15 protein-coding genes and 1 pseudogene are annotated in these 16296 nt (G+C 71.9%); 11 read left to right on the forward strand and 5 right to left on the reverse strand.

Features of this window, described 5'->3' with window-relative positions:
* Nucleotides 1–90 precede the first annotated feature (90 nt).
* Nucleotides 91–777: an LPXTG cell wall anchor domain-containing protein gene (locus OG738_RS18200; protein WP_329055422.1), complete on the forward strand. Its 687-nt coding sequence runs from the start codon at nucleotides 91–93 to the stop codon at nucleotides 775–777.
* A gap of 41 nt (nucleotides 778–818) precedes the next feature.
* Here OG738_RS18200 and OG738_RS18205 read toward each other — a convergent pair whose 3' ends face one another.
* Nucleotides 819–3077, reverse strand: a complete 2259-nt coding sequence (locus tag OG738_RS18205) for a hypothetical protein (RefSeq protein WP_329056749.1) — start codon at nucleotides 3075–3077, stop codon at nucleotides 819–821.
* Between the two features lie 92 nt (nucleotides 3078–3169).
* Between OG738_RS18205 and ahcY the strand changes: the two genes are divergently transcribed.
* The 3 genes from ahcY to OG738_RS18220 all read left to right on the forward strand — a co-directional run bounded on the left by ahcY (nucleotide 3170) and on the right by OG738_RS18220 (nucleotide 5483).
* On the forward strand, nucleotides 3170–4642 hold the full coding sequence (ahcY, locus tag OG738_RS18210; RefSeq protein WP_329055424.1) for an adenosylhomocysteinase: 1473 nt from the start codon (nucleotides 3170–3172) through the stop codon (nucleotides 4640–4642).
* A gap of 110 nt (nucleotides 4643–4752) precedes the next feature.
* A complete protein-coding gene (locus tag OG738_RS18215; RefSeq protein ID WP_329055426.1) occupies nucleotides 4753–5040 on the forward strand; it encodes a FitA-like ribbon-helix-helix domain-containing protein in 288 nt (95 codons plus the stop codon).
* Nucleotides 5037–5483, forward strand: a complete 447-nt coding sequence (locus OG738_RS18220; RefSeq protein ID WP_442875908.1) for a type II toxin-antitoxin system VapC family toxin — start codon at nucleotides 5037–5039, stop codon at nucleotides 5481–5483. The genes OG738_RS18215 and OG738_RS18220 overlap by 4 nt, the downstream gene beginning before the upstream one ends.
* Before the next feature lie 74 nt (nucleotides 5484–5557).
* Here OG738_RS18220 and OG738_RS18225 read toward each other — a convergent pair whose 3' ends face one another.
* The gene (locus OG738_RS18225; protein ID WP_329055429.1) at nucleotides 5558–6556 is read right to left on the reverse strand and encodes a hypothetical protein; all 999 of its coding nucleotides are present in this window, start codon (nucleotides 6554–6556) and stop codon (nucleotides 5558–5560) included.
* 247 nt (nucleotides 6557–6803) lie between these two features.
* On the opposite strand from OG738_RS18225, the gene OG738_RS18230 reads away from it, so the two are divergent.
* From OG738_RS18230 to OG738_RS18240, 3 genes are all read left to right on the forward strand, one after another.
* Nucleotides 6804–7379, forward strand: a complete 576-nt coding sequence (locus OG738_RS18230; RefSeq protein WP_329055431.1) for a papain-like cysteine protease family protein — start codon at nucleotides 6804–6806, stop codon at nucleotides 7377–7379.
* Nucleotides 7376–8134 (forward strand): hypothetical protein, encoded by a 759-nt coding sequence (locus OG738_RS18235; protein WP_329055433.1) that lies wholly within the window; start codon nucleotides 7376–7378, stop codon nucleotides 8132–8134. Before OG738_RS18230 ends, OG738_RS18235 begins: the two co-directional genes overlap by 4 nt.
* A gap of 64 nt (nucleotides 8135–8198) precedes the next feature.
* Complete coding sequence (locus OG738_RS18240; protein ID WP_329055435.1) at nucleotides 8199–8852, forward strand: dTMP kinase; 654 nt, start codon at nucleotides 8199–8201, stop codon at nucleotides 8850–8852.
* Here the strand turns inward: OG738_RS18240 and solA are convergent.
* Together solA and OG738_RS18250 are read right to left on the reverse strand one after the other, a co-directional pair.
* The gene (gene solA / locus OG738_RS18245; RefSeq protein WP_329055437.1) at nucleotides 8841–9971 is read right to left on the reverse strand and encodes an N-methyl-L-tryptophan oxidase; all 1131 of its coding nucleotides are present in this window, start codon (nucleotides 9969–9971) and stop codon (nucleotides 8841–8843) included. The genes OG738_RS18240 and solA overlap by 12 nt on opposite strands.
* Nucleotides 9968–12019, reverse strand: a complete 2052-nt coding sequence (locus OG738_RS18250) for an FAD-dependent oxidoreductase (protein ID WP_329055438.1) — start codon at nucleotides 12017–12019, stop codon at nucleotides 9968–9970. The genes solA and OG738_RS18250 overlap by 4 nt, the downstream gene beginning before the upstream one ends.
* 196 nt (nucleotides 12020–12215) lie before the next feature.
* Here OG738_RS18250 and OG738_RS18255 point away from each other — a divergent pair.
* Nucleotides 12216–12362: pseudogene (locus OG738_RS18255) on the forward strand (transcriptional regulator); the annotation flags it as partial.
* 58 nt (nucleotides 12363–12420) lie between these two features.
* Here OG738_RS18255 and OG738_RS18260 read toward each other — a convergent pair.
* On the reverse strand, nucleotides 12421–13245 hold the full coding sequence (locus tag OG738_RS18260) for an IclR family transcriptional regulator (RefSeq protein WP_329055439.1): 825 nt from the start codon (nucleotides 13243–13245) through the stop codon (nucleotides 12421–12423).
* Between the two features lie 164 nt (nucleotides 13246–13409).
* Between OG738_RS18260 and OG738_RS18265 the strand changes: the two genes are divergently transcribed.
* The 3 genes from OG738_RS18265 (at nucleotide 13410) to mtrB (ending at nucleotide 16291) form a co-directional block, all read left to right on the forward strand.
* On the forward strand, nucleotides 13410–13724 hold the full coding sequence (locus tag OG738_RS18265; RefSeq protein WP_329055440.1) for a bifunctional 3-phenylpropionate/cinnamic acid dioxygenase ferredoxin subunit: 315 nt from the start codon (nucleotides 13410–13412) through the stop codon (nucleotides 13722–13724).
* A 157-nt stretch (nucleotides 13725–13881) separates the two neighbouring features.
* Entirely contained in the window at nucleotides 13882–14559 is a 678-nt protein-coding gene (gene mtrA, locus OG738_RS18270) for an MtrAB system response regulator MtrA (protein ID WP_005150760.1), read from the forward strand.
* A 7-nt stretch (nucleotides 14560–14566) separates the two neighbouring features.
* Nucleotides 14567–16291, forward strand: a complete 1725-nt coding sequence (mtrB, locus tag OG738_RS18275; protein ID WP_329055453.1) for an MtrAB system histidine kinase MtrB — start codon at nucleotides 14567–14569, stop codon at nucleotides 16289–16291.
* The last annotated feature ends 5 nt before the right edge of the window (nucleotides 16292–16296 follow it).

The raw sequence follows: 16296 nt of genomic DNA on the forward strand, positions 1-16296 counted from the left end.
TGAATTACAGCAGCGTGATTCACACGATCGGTGGCTTCGCGACCCCAGATTTCGCAAGTGCTCTCTCCCCGCCGGTATCAGGAGATCTGAATGCGCAGACGTACCTTCCGCGGCGCCGTCGCGATCATGGCGCTGACCACCGCCACCCTCATCGGAACCGCTGGTTCCGCGTTCGCGTGCCACACCGACGACAACCGCGCCACCCCGACGCCGAAGCCGGTGACCTGCGATGGCCTCAAGCCGGCCGGCGACAAGCTCGACAAGGGGCTTTTCACCCTCGGCGAAAACACCGACCACGGCAAGTCGATGACCATCACCGCCGTCGACAAGAGCGTCCGCTCGGTGACCGCGATCGTGGTCAAGGGCGGCGACGGGTGGAACGTCTACGTGCCGGAAGGCCCGCAGGGCATGCGGGGCGAACTGCCTTGGGAGAACATGCGCTCGCCGTTGGACGGCCAGGGTCAGCGCGCGAAGATCACCGACTGGTTCGCCTGCGGCATGCTCTCGGTCGCTCCGCCGACGGGTTCCACGGCGCCGACGAAGCCGCCGGTCGAGACCACGAAGCCGAGCGCCCCGGCGACCTCGGACACCTCGGTGGCTCCGACCAGCACGACCGCTCCGGCCGTCGTCCCGGCGGGCAACGAGTCCGGCACCGGTGGCGGCCTGGCCAACACCGGTTTCGACAACAGCTGGCTGATCTGGGTCGCGGCCCTGCTGCTCGTCGCGGGTGGCGGCCTGCTCGCGCTGCTGAAGTTCCGCCGCAAGGCTTCCGAGTGACGTTCTGACCGGTGAAGGCCCTTCGCTTCGGCGAGGGGCCTTCACTGTTTCGGCGGGAAGTCCCCGAAGAGCAGGCCCTGCTCGCCGCCGGACGGCTTGCCGAGGCCGGCCGCCATCGCGACCGCGTGGTCCCACTCCGCGTCGACCACGTAGTCCTGGTGCTTGAGCACGCCCGGGGCCCAGCGGTGCCGCCCGGTCGGGCCGCGCAGCGGGTCCGGCAGCCAGTGGTCGCCGCCGAGGATGAGGACGCCGTTCTCGTCGGCCTTCGCCTTCAGCGGCCCGATGCCGCCTTCGGGCTGGTAGCCGACGCCGTAGAGCTGCCGGTCGGCGACCTCGTGCCGCCAGGTCGTCACGCCGCCGCCGAAGATGTCGGTGCCGCGGCACAGCGCGCGCCAGCGGCCGTCCAGGTCGGCGAAGAGCGTCTCGAGGGCTTCCTGCGGGAGCAGCGCCGGGAACGCGCGCTGGTAGCCCCACTGCAGCGGGGAGCCGGCGGTGAGCACGCCGACGCGTTCGAGGTCGGCCTCCGGCAGCTCGGCCGCCAGCCGGGCGGCGGCCATAACCGTGAGCAGGCTGCCGATGTTGTAGCCGGAGAGCACCACCCGGGTCCCCGGTTCGGCGAGGTGCTCGCGCGCCCGCGCGGCCAGTTCCGGGACGACCTTCAGCGCGTAGCACGGCGGCACGGTCGGGTGCGCCGCCCGCGGCCAGAAGCAGACCAGGTCGGCCAGCGCCCCGAGGTGCCGGCTGCGCTGCGGCGTCCGCGCGGCCGTGTAGACGACGCGCAGCAGGCCCGCGGCGAGTGCGGCGAGCGCGACGACGCCGATCGCGGACAGCGGCCCGAACCAGCCGGGGACCAGCCCGAACCCGAACCGCAGCACGAGCAGTGCCGCGCCGCCCGCGGACATCGCGGACGCGACCGTGAGGGCCAGGTGGTGCAGGTGCCGCCGCTCCCACGCCGAGCGGGCCCACGCCGCCGCGGCCTGGGCCTCCTGGCGCTCGTCGTGCTCCATCAGCTCGACGATCGCGGGGATGCCGCGGCGCAGCCGGCGCAGCGGGACGGCGACCGCGAAGCCCAGCACGGCGAGCACCGCGGCCAGCGCCAGCCCGGCGCCCCACAGGACCGTGACCAGCAGGTACGTGTCGGGCACCCGGAGCAGGTCCGCGCCGGACAGCCGACGGACGGCTTCGGTCAGGCCGGCGCCGAACCCGCCGCCGAGCAGGCCGGCGAGCGCGAGCACCGGCGCGGCCGCCCAGCCGCCCAGCCACGGCCGCAGCCGTCGCGGCTTGTGCACCCAGCCCGGCCGGGCCAGCAGCGCGGCCGGGACCAGGAACCCCGCGAACAGCACCGTGACGGCGACCAGGGCTGCGCCCAGCCCCTCGACGACGCCGTTGGTCCCCGGCAGCGGACCCGGACCGGGGCGCAATCGGACAGCGGCCAGTACGACGAGCGCGACAGCCAGCGCGATCACGCCGGGGCGGGCGAACCGGCCGGTGTCGACGCCGATCGCGGCCGCGACGACGATCGCCAGTACCAGCGCCAGCGTGACGATCCAGGCCACCAGGTCGAAGACGTTCGCCGGCACCCGGAACGGCCCGCCGAGCAGCAGCAGCGCGACCGAGGCCAGCGCCGCGACGGTGTGCAGGCAGCGCAGCGCCGGCGTTTCCGGGTCGGCGCGCATCCGCAGCGGACCCGCGGTCAGGTCGCCGTCGGCGTGCACCGCCCACGTCGCCGACGAGATCCGGTGCAGCACGAAGATCACGACGAGCAGGGGCAGCACGCCGACCGCGATCCGGGCCGGCACCGAGCGGACGGCGTCGGGGACCGCGGGCAGGCAGCCGGACCCGGGCGCGAGGCACTGCGCGGCGACCAGGTCGAGCGCGATGGTCGCGAGCTGGCCCATCAGCAGCATCGTGAGCAGCAGGGCGCCGACCCGCAGCAGGCCGCGGCACACCGCGCCGAGCACGCGCGGGAGCCGACGGCCCGGCGGTGCCGGCGGCAGCATCCAGAACGCGACGTTGGCCAGCGAGAACGGGAACAGCAGCGCCCACGTCGCCTTCGCGGCGCCGCCGGAGGTCATGCCGTGCCACAGGTAGCCTTCGAGGGTCCGCGGGATCGACCGGCCCAGCGCCGGGAGCACGGGCCCGGGTGCCGGCCGTCGGAGCCGGTCGGCCGGGCGGATCACCCGACCCAGGCCGTCGCCGGCGACGTCGACGGTGGCGACCGCGTCGAGCAGCGTCTCGCCACTGGTGCCGACCAGGCCGGCGACGCGGATTTCGACGACGCGGGTGTCCGGGCCGGGCATGGGCACGGTAAGGGTCTCCTCAGTGTTCTAGGGAAGGTCGAGCGGACAACGGTAGTGTTCGGACGTCATCGAGTCTTGGAGGAATCGCCACTATGACCCCCGAAAGCGTTGCCAAGCGGCACGAGACCCGCAACGGCATCGAGTTCGCCGTCGCCGACCTCGAGGCCGCCGAGTTCGGCCGCAAGGAGATCCGCCTCGCCGAGCACGAGATGCCGGGACTGATGGCGCTGCGGCGCGAATACGCGGAGGTCTACCCGCTGCGCGGCGCGCGGGTCTCCGGCTCGCTGCACATGACCGTGCAGACGGCCGTCCTGATCGAGACGCTGGTCTCGCTGGGCGCGGAAGTGCGCTGGGCGTCCTGCAACATCTTCTCGACGCAGGACCACGCGGCGGCCGCGGTCGTCGTCGGCCCGCACGGCACCACCGAGGAGCCCAAGGGCGTCCCGGTGTTCGCGTGGAAGGGCGAGTCGCTCGAGGAGTACTGGTGGTGCACCGAGCGGATGCTCACCTGGGACGGCGAGGGCCCGAACATGATCCTCGACGACGGCGGCGACGCCACCATGCTGGTGCACAAGGGCACCGAGTTCGAGAAGGCCGGCGTGGTGCCGAACCCGGACGAGAACACCTCGGACGAGTTCCGCGTCTTCCTCGAGCTGCTGCGCGCCTCGGTCGCGGCCGACACCGGGAAGTGGACGAAGATCGGCGAGGGCATCCGCGGCGTCACCGAGGAGACCACCACCGGCGTCCTGCGGCTGTACCAGCTCGCCGCGGCCGGTGAGCTGCTGTTCCCGGCGATCAACGTCAACGACGCCGTCACGAAGTCGAAGTTCGACAACCGCTACGGCATCCGCCACTCCCTGATCGACGGCATCAACCGCGGCACCGACGTGCTGATCGGCGGCAAGGTCGCGGTGGTCTGCGGCTACGGCGACGTCGGCAAGGGTGCGGCGGAGTCCCTGCGCGGCCAGGGTGCCCGCGTGATCGTCACCGAGATCGACCCGATCTGCGCGCTGCAGGCGGCGATGGACGGCTACGCGGTCCGCAAGCTCGAGAGCGTGCTGCCCGAGGCCGACATCGTCATCACGACGACCGGCAACAAGGACGTCGTGCTGGTCGAGCACATGGCGAAGATGAAGCACCAGGCGATCCTGGGCAACATCGGCCACTTCGACAACGAGCTCGACATGGCGGGCCTGCAGCGCTACCCGGGCATCCGGCGCATCAACATCAAGCCCCAGGTCGACGAGTGGATCTTCCCGAACGGCAACACGATCATCGTGCTGTCCGAGGGCCGGCTCTTGAACCTCGGCAATGCGACCGGGCACCCGTCGTTCGTGATGTCGAACAGCTTCTCCAACCAGGTGATCGCGCAGATCGAGCTGTTCACCAAGCACGAGGAGTACGACAAGGAGGTCTTCCGGCTGCCCAAGAAGCTGGACGAGAAGGTCGCGAAGATCCACCTCCAGGCGCTGGGTGGCGAGCTGACGAAGCTGACCAAGGAGCAGGCCGAGTACATCGACGTGGACGTCGAAGGCCCGTTCAAGCCGGAGCACTACCGGTACTGAGGTAACTGAGTTTTAGCAGGTCAGGGCCGCCCCGAAAGTGTTCGGGGCGGCCCTTTGTTCTGCGCTCGGAACAGTGATAGCTCGAATGGGTGACGTGATATCATGGGCTGGTGAAACAGTTGATCACGAGGATCGACGACGAGCTGCACGCCCGGCTGAAGGCGAGAGCCGAAGCCGAAGGGCGCAGCATGAACGACCTGGTCACGGAAGCGTTGAGGGGCGTTGTGGCGAAGACCGAAACCCGAGCGGAATGGAAGCGGCGGCTGATCGCCGAAGGCAAGATCGTGCACGTGGAGCCGCCGGCCCGCGTGCCGACGCTCGACGAGATCGAGGACCTGTCCCGGGGTTGGGGCACGGCTGTGAGCGAAGCGCTCGACTGGACCCGAGGGGAGTGGTGACCGTGCTGTACGTCGACACCAGTGCGCTGGTCACCGCTTATCTGCCGGACGAGCCGGAGCACGACAAGTTCCGCAAGCTGCTTCTCGAAGGCGGCGGCCCGATCGTGAGCAGCGACTTCACCCGCATCGAATTCGCCGGGGCCATGACGGCCGCCACGCGGACCGGCCGCATCCCCGACCCCGTGGCGGTGCTGGCGCACTTCGATCACCTCGCCTCCCCGGACGGGGACCTGGTGCTCATCCCGTTCGATCCGGCCCGGGTGATTCCCGTCGCGCGACGGCTGGTCACGGAGAACTACCCGGTGCGCACACTCGACGCCATCCACATCGCGGTGGCGATGCACTCCACGGCCGAATTGACGGCCGGCGAGCCAGTCACTTTCGTGACCCGGGATCAGCGTCAGGCCGAAGCTGCCGAAGCCAACGGATTCGAGGTGCTGTGACGGACCTGTTCGCGGGGATCGCGGTGGCCGAGCGCGCGGGGGAGAACGAAGCCGCCCGCGTGGACGTGGCGTGATCAGTTCCACTCGACGGCGACGCCGGCCAGCCCCGGCCCGGCGTCGCTGAAGAACGCGCTGCTCACGCCGCCCATGTCGCACGCCAGCTCCTCCGCCACCACCGGCAGGGCGTCGTCGCGCGCCCGGACCTGACGGGTGCAGCGGGCCGGCAGTGCGTTGCGGTCGAAGCGCAGCTGGACCAGGTAGCTCGCGCACCGGTCGCGCAGCATCCGGTAGTACCCCGGCGACGCCGAGCCCGAGTCGTCGCGGACCTCGAAGCAGAACACGTGGATGTCGCCCTCGGCGAGCTTGCGGTCGAACAGCAGCTCGGTCGCCATCGTGTCCGCGTCCGGGTTGCGGCGCATCCGCCCGACGCGGCAGCCCTCGTCGGTGATCAGCTCGACGTCGTCGATGCGGCAGCCTGGATCGCCGTTGTAGACCGTCAGGTAGCGGTCCGGGCCGTGGCGGCGGGCGCGTGTGACCAGCCGCGTGCGCAGGCTGACCTGGCGGTGTTCCGCGTCGAACTGGATCGTGTCGTGGACCGACAGGAGCTCGAGGTCGGCGTTGTAGTGGTTCGACGACGGGTACGCGCCGAGCTCGGCCAGCAGGTCCTCGACGATCGACCCCATGTCACCGGAACGCAGGTCGTGGAACGACGCCGCCGGCTGGTGGCCGCGGCGGACCAGTCGCGGCCCGATCAGCACCACGAGCGCGTCCGCGGGCAGCTGGAGCACCGATTCCAGGGCCCGGACCGCCGGGAGCGCCTTGGGTACCTCGGGCTGGCGCAGCCCGCGTTGCCAGTAACTCAGCGTCGACTGTCCGATTTGGACGCCGCGCAGCGCGAGGTGCGCGCGCAGCCGCGCGAGTGAGAGGCCGCGGTAGGCGATCGCCAGTCTCAGTGCATGGTGGAACTCGCCGGTGCGGAGCGCCTCGGTCAGCTCTTTCGGCAGCTCGGCGACCGATGCCCGGGTCGTGCGGGCGCCATCGATGATCAGTGGAAGGTTCCCGTCTTGTGCCACCGCTCGTCCCTTCACCCGACCAGTGTGTGCGCTGGGCGTGAACACCGCGGAACGTTCACGTTAGCAGCGTAGGGTGGCAGTGCCGACCCCCGTTCAGGGTGGTTGGCCTCGTTGTGGTGACTGTTCCGCGTTCCGGCAACGACCCGGAACGGTCCGTTGAGCCAGATGGCGTTCTTGCTCCTTGTGACCGCGTTGTTCACCGTTGTGACCACCGCTGGTTCGCCCACTCCTCCGCAGGAGGCCGTCTGTGCAGGTGAAGTCGAGCCGGGTCCACGCCGTACTGGCCGTGAGCCTGATGTTGTGCCTGGTCGCCCCGGTCACCGCCGGAGCCGCGCCCGGAGTGCCGTCGACCTTCCAGACCCGCGTCACGATGCAGTCCCAGCAGCGGAGCCAGTGGTGCTGGGCGGCTTCGGGCGCCACCATCGCGGCCTTCCACGGCGTCGCCGTCAGCCAGGCGCGGTTCTGCGCTCTCGCGCACGGCGAAACCACGCAGGACTGCGCGAACCTCCCCGGCACCCTCGCCGACCCGCAGCGCGCCTTCGCCCAGCTCGGCTTCACGTCGCCGGGCCGCTACCTCGACCGCCGCATCTCCTACGCCGACGTCCGGACGCAGACCGCGGCGAACCGGCCGGTCGAGACCCGGGTCGGGTACCGCTCCGGCGGCGGCCACACCCACGTCCTCTACGGCTACGACACCAGCGGCAGCTGGGTGTCCTGGGGCGACCCCGGGCCCGCCAAGCGGTACAACTGGTCCACCTACGGCTACTACACGCACAATTCGTCGTTCACCTGGACGCACACGCTCACCGGGATCGCCCGATGAGCAGGCGGGCGCTCGTGCTCGCCGTGCTGACCGGCGCGGCGCTGCTGATGACGGCACCGGTGTCAGGCGCGGCCCAGGCCGCCGGCATCAGCAGCGCCGACGCCGTGGCCGCGCACGCCGCGGCGGCGAACCTCCAGGACACGCTGGTGCGGTTCTTCGCGCAGGCCCCGGACGCGAAGGGCCCGGTGACGGTCCAGGTCGAGCCGGGCGCGTACCCGGTCTACGAGCTTTCGCCGGACTTCGTCGTGGGTAAGCCGGGCGCGGCGCCTGGCGACTTCGCCTACTTCGCGGTGCCCGCCCGGGCCTCCGACGGCCGGACGGCGACGCTCTGGTCGGTCCGCGGTGACGACGGCGCCTGGCGGGTCGGCAACATCGCCTCGGGCGACGTCGAGACGGCGTTCGCCCGCACGCTGCCGGCAGGCGCCCAGCTGCTGCACGAACCGCAGGTCGACGCCTGGTACGCGGTCCGCGACGGTCGCGTCACGCCGCTGTCCGGGACCGCCGCGGCGGTCACCGTCGCCGACTACCAGCGCACGGTCTCGGCACGGTACGCGGACAAGCTCCCCGGCTCGGCGTACGCCCGTGAAGGCGAGGCGGGCGGCTACGACGCGACGTCGCAGGTGATGCCCCGCGGCGACGGCAGCCCGGCACCGTCCGGCAACGACACCGGCTGGGTGCCGCTGCTGATCCTCGTCGGCGTGCTGGCCGTCAGCGGCGCCGGCTACGTGCTGCACCTGAGGCGGATCTCCGCCTGAAGACGAACCGGCGGGCTCGGCGTCGATCCCCTTCCACCGAGCCCGCCGGTCCACCACCGTTATTGTGACGCCCGTGGGTCGACTGGTGGTCATCGAAGGACTCGACGGCGCGGGCAAGCGCACGCTCGCCGACGGGCTGACGGACGCGCTGCGCGCGCAGGGGGCGAGTGTCGCTTCGCTGGCGTTCCCGCGCTACGGCGTGAGCGTGCACGCGGACCTCGTCAAGGAGGCGCTGCACCGCGGGCACGGCGACCTCGCCGACTCGGTGTACGGCATGGCGGTGCTGTACGCGCTCGACCGCAGTGGCGCCGCGGACGACATCCGCGCGCTGCGGGACACGCACGACGTCGTCCTGCTGGACCGGTACGTCGCGTCGAACGCCGCGTACGCGGCCGCGCGCCTACGTCAGGACGCGGCGGGCGAAGTCGTGAAGTGGGTGTGGGAGCTGGAGGTCGGCCGGTTCGGCTTACCGCGCCCGGACGCGCACCTGTTGCTGCGAGTGGCACCGGCCGTGGCGGCCGAGCGGGCGGAGCGGCGTGCGGAGGCGGAGACCGACCGCGAGCGCGACGCGTTCGAAACCGACGACGGCCTCCAACGACGCTGCGCGGCGGTGTACGACGAGCTGGCCGCTTCGGGCTGGCTCGCGCCGTGGCACGTCCTGGACGGCGTCGCGGGCGTCGACCACGAAGCGCTCGCGAAGACGCTGCTAAACGCGTAGCCGGGCCGGATCGAACTTCGCGATCGGGTACGCCGTCGCGCCGTCGACTACCAGGTCGGCGACGATCTCGCCGATCACCGGCGCGAACTTGAAGCCGTGGCCGGAGAACCCGCACGCGAGCACCACCCGCTCCTCGTCCGGGTGCGGTGCCACGACGAAGCTCTCGTCGGCGGTGTCGGTGTACATGCACGTCGCCGCGCGGAGGAACGCTCCGGGCAGCGTCGGCAAGTGCCGCTTCACCACGGTCGCGATGTCGTGGACCTCCTCGGCGGACACCGTCCGGTCGATGCCGTCCGGGGTGCACGCGCGGCCGCCGGTGTGGAACGCGACCTTGACGCCGTCCGCGGCCGCGTTGTGCGCCGGGAAGCCGTAGAACGTGTAGCCGTCGCCCTCCCAGAGGTACACGGGGTGCCGCTGGAACGGCGCAACCCCACCCGACGGCGCGAACCAGTACTGCACCTGCCGCCGGACCGTGAACTCGACGCCGAAGCCGCGCAGCAGCTCGCCGGCCCACGCGCCGGGCGCCAGCACCAGCCGGTCGGCCGTGTAGTAGCTGTGCGACGTCCCCACTCGCACGCCGTCGGCCATCGTGCTCCAGGTGAACACCTTCTCCTCGTGGTGCAGCTCGGCGCCGCACCGCGCGGCGAGCTGCAGGTGCGCGGCGACGCTGCCCTCGGGCGACACCAGCCCGGCACCCGGCTCGTACAGCGCGACTTCGTCGGAAGACGGCGTCATGGTCGGGAACCGGCGTCGGATCTCCGGGGCGTCCAGCAGCTCGTGCGGGATGCCGAACGCCTCGGCCGAAGCCGTGCTGCCGGTGATCGTGCGCGAACCCGCCGTGCCGACCATGATCCCGCCGCAGCGGGTGAACAGCCGCCGTCCGCTGTCGCGCTCGAGGCCGTCCCACAGCTCGTGCGCGCGCAGCAGGAGCGGCACGTACTCGGGGCCTTCGAGGTAGGCCTGGCGGGTGATCCGCGAACCGCCGTGGCTCGACCCGCGGTTGTGCACCGGCGCGAACTGGTCGATGCCGAGCACCCGCTGCCCGCGCCGCGCCAGCCGGTAGGCCGCGGCGCTGCCCATCCCGCCGAGGCCGAGCACGATCACGTCGTAGTGCGTCATGCGACGCTCCCCGGCACGCGCTCGCCGAAGTACTCGACTTCCACCGGTGTCCCGGGCCGGCTGTACTCCACCGGGAGCCAGGCGTTCGCGAGGGCCTGGCCCACGGTGTAGCCGTAGCCGGCGCTGGTGACGTACCCGGCCGCGCGGCCGTCGACGTACACCGGTTCCTTGCCCAGCAACACTTTCCCGGTCGTCAGGCGGATCAGGCGCTGCTTCGCGGTCGCCTCGGACCGGCCCAGCAGCGCGTCGCGCCCGGCGAAGTAGCCCTTGTCCGGCCGGACGAGGGCGCCGAGGCCGGTCTCGTACGGGTCGTGCTCGGTGGTGAAGTCGACGCCGGGGGTGCGCGTGCCGGCCTCCAGCCGCAGGCTCGTGAACGCCTGGTGGCCCGCGACCGCGACCCCGCGTTCCCGGAGCGTGTCCCACAGGGCGCGGCCGAGGTCGGCCGTCGTGTGCAGCTCCCAGCCGGGTTCGCCCACAGTGGACAGTCGCAACGCGACGACCGGGACCTCGCCAAGGTGTGTCTCCTCGGCGGAGAAGTCCGTTGTGGACAGTTCCGGCAGCAGGTCACCGCTCGACGGTCCCCACACGCCGACGCAGCACGTCCCGGGCGTGGTCTCGTGGATCTGCACGGTCCCGTCGCCGGGCAGGTGACGCCGCAGCCAGGCGAAGTCCAGGCGCCCGCCGGCGCCGACGTGGAACCGCCCTTCGCCGAGCCGCGCCACGGTCAGGCACCCGCGCACCCCGCCGTCTTCGCCGAGCAGCAGCGTTTCCGTCGCCGTGCCCGGTGCCTTCGCGAGGTCGCCGGTGGTCATGGCCTGCAGGAACGGCAGCGCGCCCGGACCGGTGACCGCCAGGCGCGGCACCGGCGTCAGGTCGAACATCGCGGCGCGCTCGCGGGTGGCGAGCGCTTCAGCTTCGGCGTCGGCGTACCGCTCCGGCCGCGCCCAGCCCTCCGCCGGACCGAAGTGCGCACCCAGCGCGATCTGCCGTTCGTGGAACGGACTGGTCCGGACCGGCTCGGCGGTGAACCGGGCCGGGAGTGCGAACCGGGCGAGGTCGCAGCCGTGCAGGGCCAGCGACGGCTGCCCGTCGACGAGCCAGCGCGCCAGCTCGCGCGCGGCCCCGGCGGAGTGTTCGGCCCGGACGGCCTTCGCCACCCAGAAGCCGTCGAGGTCCGGTTGCTCGCCCAGCACCGGCATTCCGTCCGGCGTACCGGGGAGCAGGATCGTCGTGGTGGACTCGAGCGCGGCAGCGCGCAGCGCGGGCAGCAGCTCGGCGGCCGCGTCCCGGTCCGCGGCGCCGATGCCGAGCCGGTCGACGTGCTCGCGCGCGTACAGGCCGGTGCCGAGGTCGCGCAGCACCGGCAAGCCCGCCTGCACGTGCTCGTCGTTGCGCCCGGCCAGCTCCGGCAACGGCGACGTCCGGGCGTACCGGTGGGGCAGCCGCGGCGGTTCGGGCTCGCCGAAGCCGTCGCAGGAGACGACGACGTCGGCGCGCAGCCGCCCGCTCGCGGTGACGACGCCGGTGACGCGGCCGCCGGCCCGCTCGACCGCCACGACCTCCTCGGCGCTGAACCGCGCGCCACGGGCCTTCGCCCGCCGGGCCTGGGCTTCGGCCGCACGCCGCGCGTGCAGCAGCCCGTCGCCGGGGACGTGGAACCCGCCCAGCAGCCGGGTTTCGTCGAGCAGCGGGTGCAGGTCGGCGCACTCGCGGGGCGTGCGCAGGAAGCCGCGCACGCCCCACGACGTCGCCCAGCCGTGGCGCCGCTCGAGGTCGGCGAGCCGCTCGGGGGTGGTCGCGAGGTCCAGGCTGCCCACCGGGTTGAAGCACCACGGGCCGTCGAGGCCGCCGTACTTCGCGGCGGTGTACTTCGCGAACTCGGTCAGCGTGCGGTCCGCGTCGGTCCGGAACACCAGCCCCGGGTGGCCGGCCGCCTCGCCGCTGCCCAGGACGGTGACGTCGGTCCAGCCGCGCTCGGTCAGCTCGTCCGCCAGCGCGCAGCCGAGCAGGCCGCCGCCGGCGACGACCACCCGGGGCCGTGCTGCCATCTGTGCCTCCGGGCGACGAAGTTGCGTCTTCGGCAACAACGTGCGTTATGCGAGACGTCGTGTCAAGCGCCCGAAAGGTGCCCGCTCAGGCGCGGGTGAACTCCATGACTCGTTGGCTTCCCACGTCTGCCCGCCGTCGGCGGAGAACTCCTGCTCCCAGCGCGCGGTGGTGTCCGTGATGTCCGACCAGAAGCCCGGCGTCCGGATCCACGCGGAGACCGGCCCGGACGGCGGCTTACAGCTGATGGAGGGCTACCGGACCCGGCTGACCGGGCTGACCGAAGGCGAGGCCGGGTCGCTGTTCCTCACCGGCCTGCCGCAGCCGGCCGCGGAGCTGGGCCTCCGCGGCTGTATCCCTACTTCCGACTGTGCTAGTCCCGACCGTGCTAGTCCCGACTGTGCTAGTCCCGGAAGTAGCCCAGCTGCGCGGAAAGGTCGTCCGCCGCCTCGGTCATCGGCCGCACGATCTGCTTCACCCGCTGCTTGGAAAGCCGGTACGACGGGCCCGACGCGCTCATCGCCGCGACGACGTCGCCGCCCGGGCCGTGGATCGGCACGGCGACCGCGTGCATCCCGAGTTCGAGCTCCTCGTAGCAGGCCGCGAAGCCGTCTTCGAGCACGCGTTCCAGCTCGGTCATCAGCTCTTCCGGCTCGACCGTCGTGCGCGGCGTGTACTGCTCGAGCTTGCGCTTCAGCACCCGCTTGCGCTCGGTTTCGCCCATGTACGCCAGCAGGATCTTGCCGCTGGACGTCGCGTGCAGCGGCGTGCGCTGGCCGGTCCAGTTCTGCGTCGTGATCGCCGCCGAGCCGCGGGCCTGGCTGATGTTGATCGCGACGCCGTCGTCGGCGATGGCGATGTTCACCGTCTCGCCCAGCTCCTCGGCGAGCGTCAGGCAGCTGGCGCGGCCGAGCTTGGCCAGGTCCATCCGGCCGGTGGCGGCGCCGGCCAGCCGCACGATGCCGAACCCGATCGCGTACTTCCCGCGTTCGCCGAGCTGCTCGACGAGGCCTCTGGACTCCAGGACGCTGAGCAGCCGTGACGCCGTCGACTTGTGGACGCCCAGCTCGCCCGCGATCTCGGTGATGCCGGTTTCGCCGTTGCGGGCGAGCAGCTCCAGCACGCTGATCGCCCGGTCGACCGACTGCACCTGGCTTTGAGTTGCGTTGCCACCAGCCGAGGCACGCTTTACCGCCGAGGTTGCGTCAGCAGAGTCCTGGTTCCGCATAGCGCAACACTATCCGTTTCGTGCCGTTCCTATCGGCTGAGTGGGCGAATCTCTTGACGCGGGCGCCGCCGACGCCGGATTGTTGCGCAAGAGGCGCAGCGTCGCGCAATGCGCAACATTCACGAACCGTCCCGGCATCCCGCCAGTCTTTTCCGGAGGCCTCGATGATCCGAGCGTGCGCCGTCGCCGACCTGCCCGTTGGCGAAGCCCTCCGCCTCGACGGCCCGGTGCCGATCGCGGTGTTCCACACCGAGAACGGCTTCTTCGCCGTCGACGACACCTGCACCCACCAGGACGCTTCGCTCGCCGACGGGTGGCTCGAAGGCTGCTTCGTCGAGTGCCCGCTGCACGCCGCGCAGTTCGACCTGCGGACCGGCGTGCCCACCTGCCTGCCGGCCAAGGCGCCCGTGCGCAAATACCGCGTGGTCGTCGCCGACGGCGCGGTGCACGTCGGCGCGCCGGTCCCGGCCGTCCCCTGACCCTTTTCCCGCAGGTCCGTGAAGGCCGCCTGCCGGCCTTCACGGACCGTCCAAGGGCACCCGGATGGAGCAGGGACCCTTCGCGATCTTGATCTTTCTGGTGGTCAAACACGCGGGTCGCGCGTGCGGGCGCCGGAACTAGTGCGAATATGTGGACATGAAGGCACGTGTTCTCGTGGTCGACGACGACCCTGCTCTCGCGGAGATGCTCACCATCGTGCTCCGTGGGGAGGGGTTCGACACGGCCGTGGTCGCCGACGGTTCGCGCGCGCTGCCCGCGCTGCGCGAGCTGAAGCCCGACCTCGTCCTGCTCGACCTGATGCTGCCCGGGATGAACGGGATCGACGTCTGCAAGGCGATCCGCGCCGAGTCCGGGGTGCCGATCGTCATGCTCACCGCCAAGAGCGACACCGTGGACATCGTCCTCGGCCTGGAGTCCGGCGCGGACGACTACGTCGTGAAGCCGTTCAAGCCGAAGGAGCTGGTCGCGCGGGTCCGGGCCCGGATGCGGCGCACCGAGGCCGAGCCCGCGGAGTCGCTCACCATCGGCGACCTGGCGATCGACGTGCCCGGGCACGAGGTCACGCGCGAGGGCAAGGCCATCCCGCTGACCCCGCTGGAGTTCGACCTGCTGGTGGCGCTGGCCCGCAAGCCGCGCCAGGTGTTCACCCGCGAGGTGCTGCTCGAGCAGGTGTGGGGCTACCGGCACGCGGCCGACACCCGGCTGGTGAATGTGCACGTCCAGCGCTTGCGCTCGAAGGTGGAGAAGGACCCCGAGCACCCCGAGGTGGTGTTGACCGTTCGCGGTGTCGGGTACAAGGCCGGCCCGCCGTGATGAGTCCATGATCACGGAGACCGGCAGACGGCTCCCCGCGTTCGCGCGTTCGACGGCACGCCTGGTGCGGCGTGTCGTCGTTTTCGCGCGCCGGCGCGCGGTCGCGTTCAACGAGCTGTGGAAGCACTCGCTGCAGTTCCGCGTCACGGTGTCGACGCTCGCGCTGTCCTCGGCCGTGGTCTTCGTGCTGGGCATGGTGCTGCAGAACCAGATCACCGAGCGCCTGCTGGACACCAAGCGCGAAGCCGCGATCGCGCAGACCCGCGCGGCCGCGGACACCGCCGCCGGCGAGCTGGTCGGCCTCGGCGGCGAGACGCACGACGCGATGAGCAACCGGCTGCAGAACGCGCTGAAGAAGATCGCGATCACGCCGACCAGCCAGGACGCGGCCGGCTCGGCGGCGGGCACGTTCGTCCCGGTACTCGCCAGCGCCGGCCACGACCAGACCGGCGAGGTGCCCGCGTCCGCCGGGCCGTTCGAGAACGTGCCGCCGCGGCTGCGCCAGTTCGTCGAAGCCAACGAGATGAGCCTGCTCGAGCACACGGTCACCGACCCCGACGGCTCGCGCACGACGTACCTGATCGTCGGCACCCCGCTCAACACCGTCGCGAGCCCGCTGCAGCTGTACCTGCTGTTCCCGCTGACGACCGAGCAGAACACCGTCGCGACCGTGCAGAACACGCTGCTCGTCGGCTGCCTCGTGCTGCTGCTCCTGCTGGCGGGCATCACGAACCTGGTGACCCGGCAGGTGGTGCGCCCGGTCCGGCAGGCCGCCGCGGCGGCCGAGCAGTTCGCCGGGGGAGACCTCGACCAGCGCCTGGCCGTGCTCGGCGAGGACGACCTGGCGAAGCTCGCGGTGTCCTACAACGGGATGGCCGCGAGCATCCAGGGCCAGATCCGCCAGCTCGAGGAGTTCGGTGGGCTGCAGCGCCGGTTCACCTCCGACGTCTCGCACGAGCTGCGCACGCCGCTGACCACCGTCCGGATGGCCGCGGACGTGCTCCACGCGTCCCGCGAGCAGTTCCCGGCCGGGCTCGCGCGGTCGACCGAGCTGCTGGTCGACGAGCTCGACCGGTTCGAGTCGCTGCTGGGCGACCTGCTGGAGATCAGCAGGCTCGACGCCGGGGTCGAAGAGCTGTCCGCGGAGTTCATCGACGTCCGCCCGATCGCCACGCGCGCGGTCGAGCAGGTGCGCGTGATCGCCGGCAACGCGGGCAGCTCGGTCGAGCTCGTGCTGCCCGACGAGGAAGTCATCGCCGAGGTCGACGCCCGGCGCGTCGAGCGGATCCTGCGCAACCTGCTCGGCAACGCCGTCGACCACAGCGAGGGCAAGCCGGTGGTGCTCACCGTCGCGGCCAACGAGACCGCGGTCGCGGTGACCGTCCGGGACCACGGCGTCGGCCTGCAGCCCGGCGAAGCCGACCTGGTGTTCAACCGGTTCTGGCGCGCCGACCCGTCGCGCAACCGGCGCACCGGCGGCACCGGGCTCGGCCTGGCGATCAGCCAGGAGGACGCGCGCCTGCACGGCGGCGAGCTCGACGCGTGGGGCGCGCCCGGCCACGGCGCCTGCTTCCGGCTCGTGCTGCCGCGCCGCCAGGACGTGCCGGCCGGCGACCCGCCGCTCGTGCTGCCGCCGCCCGACCACGCCGCCGCCGAGGTGCCCCTCGGGCTGATCGACATCACGCCGGCGCCGGAGGCGATCTTCGCCGAACGTGAGGAAATCGGTCAGTGAACCCA

Source organism: Amycolatopsis sp. NBC_01488 (genome assembly GCF_036227105.1).
Classification (GTDB): Bacteria; Actinomycetota; Actinomycetes; order Mycobacteriales; family Pseudonocardiaceae; genus Amycolatopsis.

Bases quoted from the DNA above. Each gene is read 5' to 3' on its own strand.
- solA (WP_329055437.1), bottom strand. From the start codon at position 9,971: ATGACGCACTACGACGTGATCGTGCTCGGCCTCGGCGGGATGGGCAGC.
- mtrA (WP_005150760.1), top strand. From the start codon at position 13,882: ATGAAGGCACGTGTTCTCGTGGTCGACGACGACCCTGCTCTCGCGGAG.
- OG738_RS18260 (WP_329055439.1), bottom strand. From the start codon at position 13,245: ATGCGGAACCAGGACTCTGCTGACGCAACCTCGGCGGTAAAGCGTGCC.
- OG738_RS18235 (WP_329055433.1), top strand. From the start codon at position 7,376: ATGAGCAGGCGGGCGCTCGTGCTCGCCGTGCTGACCGGCGCGGCGCTG.
- OG738_RS18200 (WP_329055422.1), top strand. From the start codon at position 91: ATGCGCAGACGTACCTTCCGCGGCGCCGTCGCGATCATGGCGCTGACC.
- OG738_RS18250 (WP_329055438.1), bottom strand. From the start codon at position 12,019: ATGGCAGCACGGCCCCGGGTGGTCGTCGCCGGCGGCGGCCTGCTCGGC.
- mtrB (WP_329055453.1), top strand. From the start codon at position 14,567: ATGATCACGGAGACCGGCAGACGGCTCCCCGCGTTCGCGCGTTCGACG.
- OG738_RS18205 (WP_329056749.1), bottom strand. From the start codon at position 3,077: ATGCCCGGCCCGGACACCCGCGTCGTCGAAATCCGCGTCGCCGGCCTG.
- ahcY (WP_329055424.1), top strand. From the start codon at position 3,170: ATGACCCCCGAAAGCGTTGCCAAGCGGCACGAGACCCGCAACGGCATC.
- OG738_RS18265 (WP_329055440.1), top strand. From the start codon at position 13,410: ATGATCCGAGCGTGCGCCGTCGCCGACCTGCCCGTTGGCGAAGCCCTC.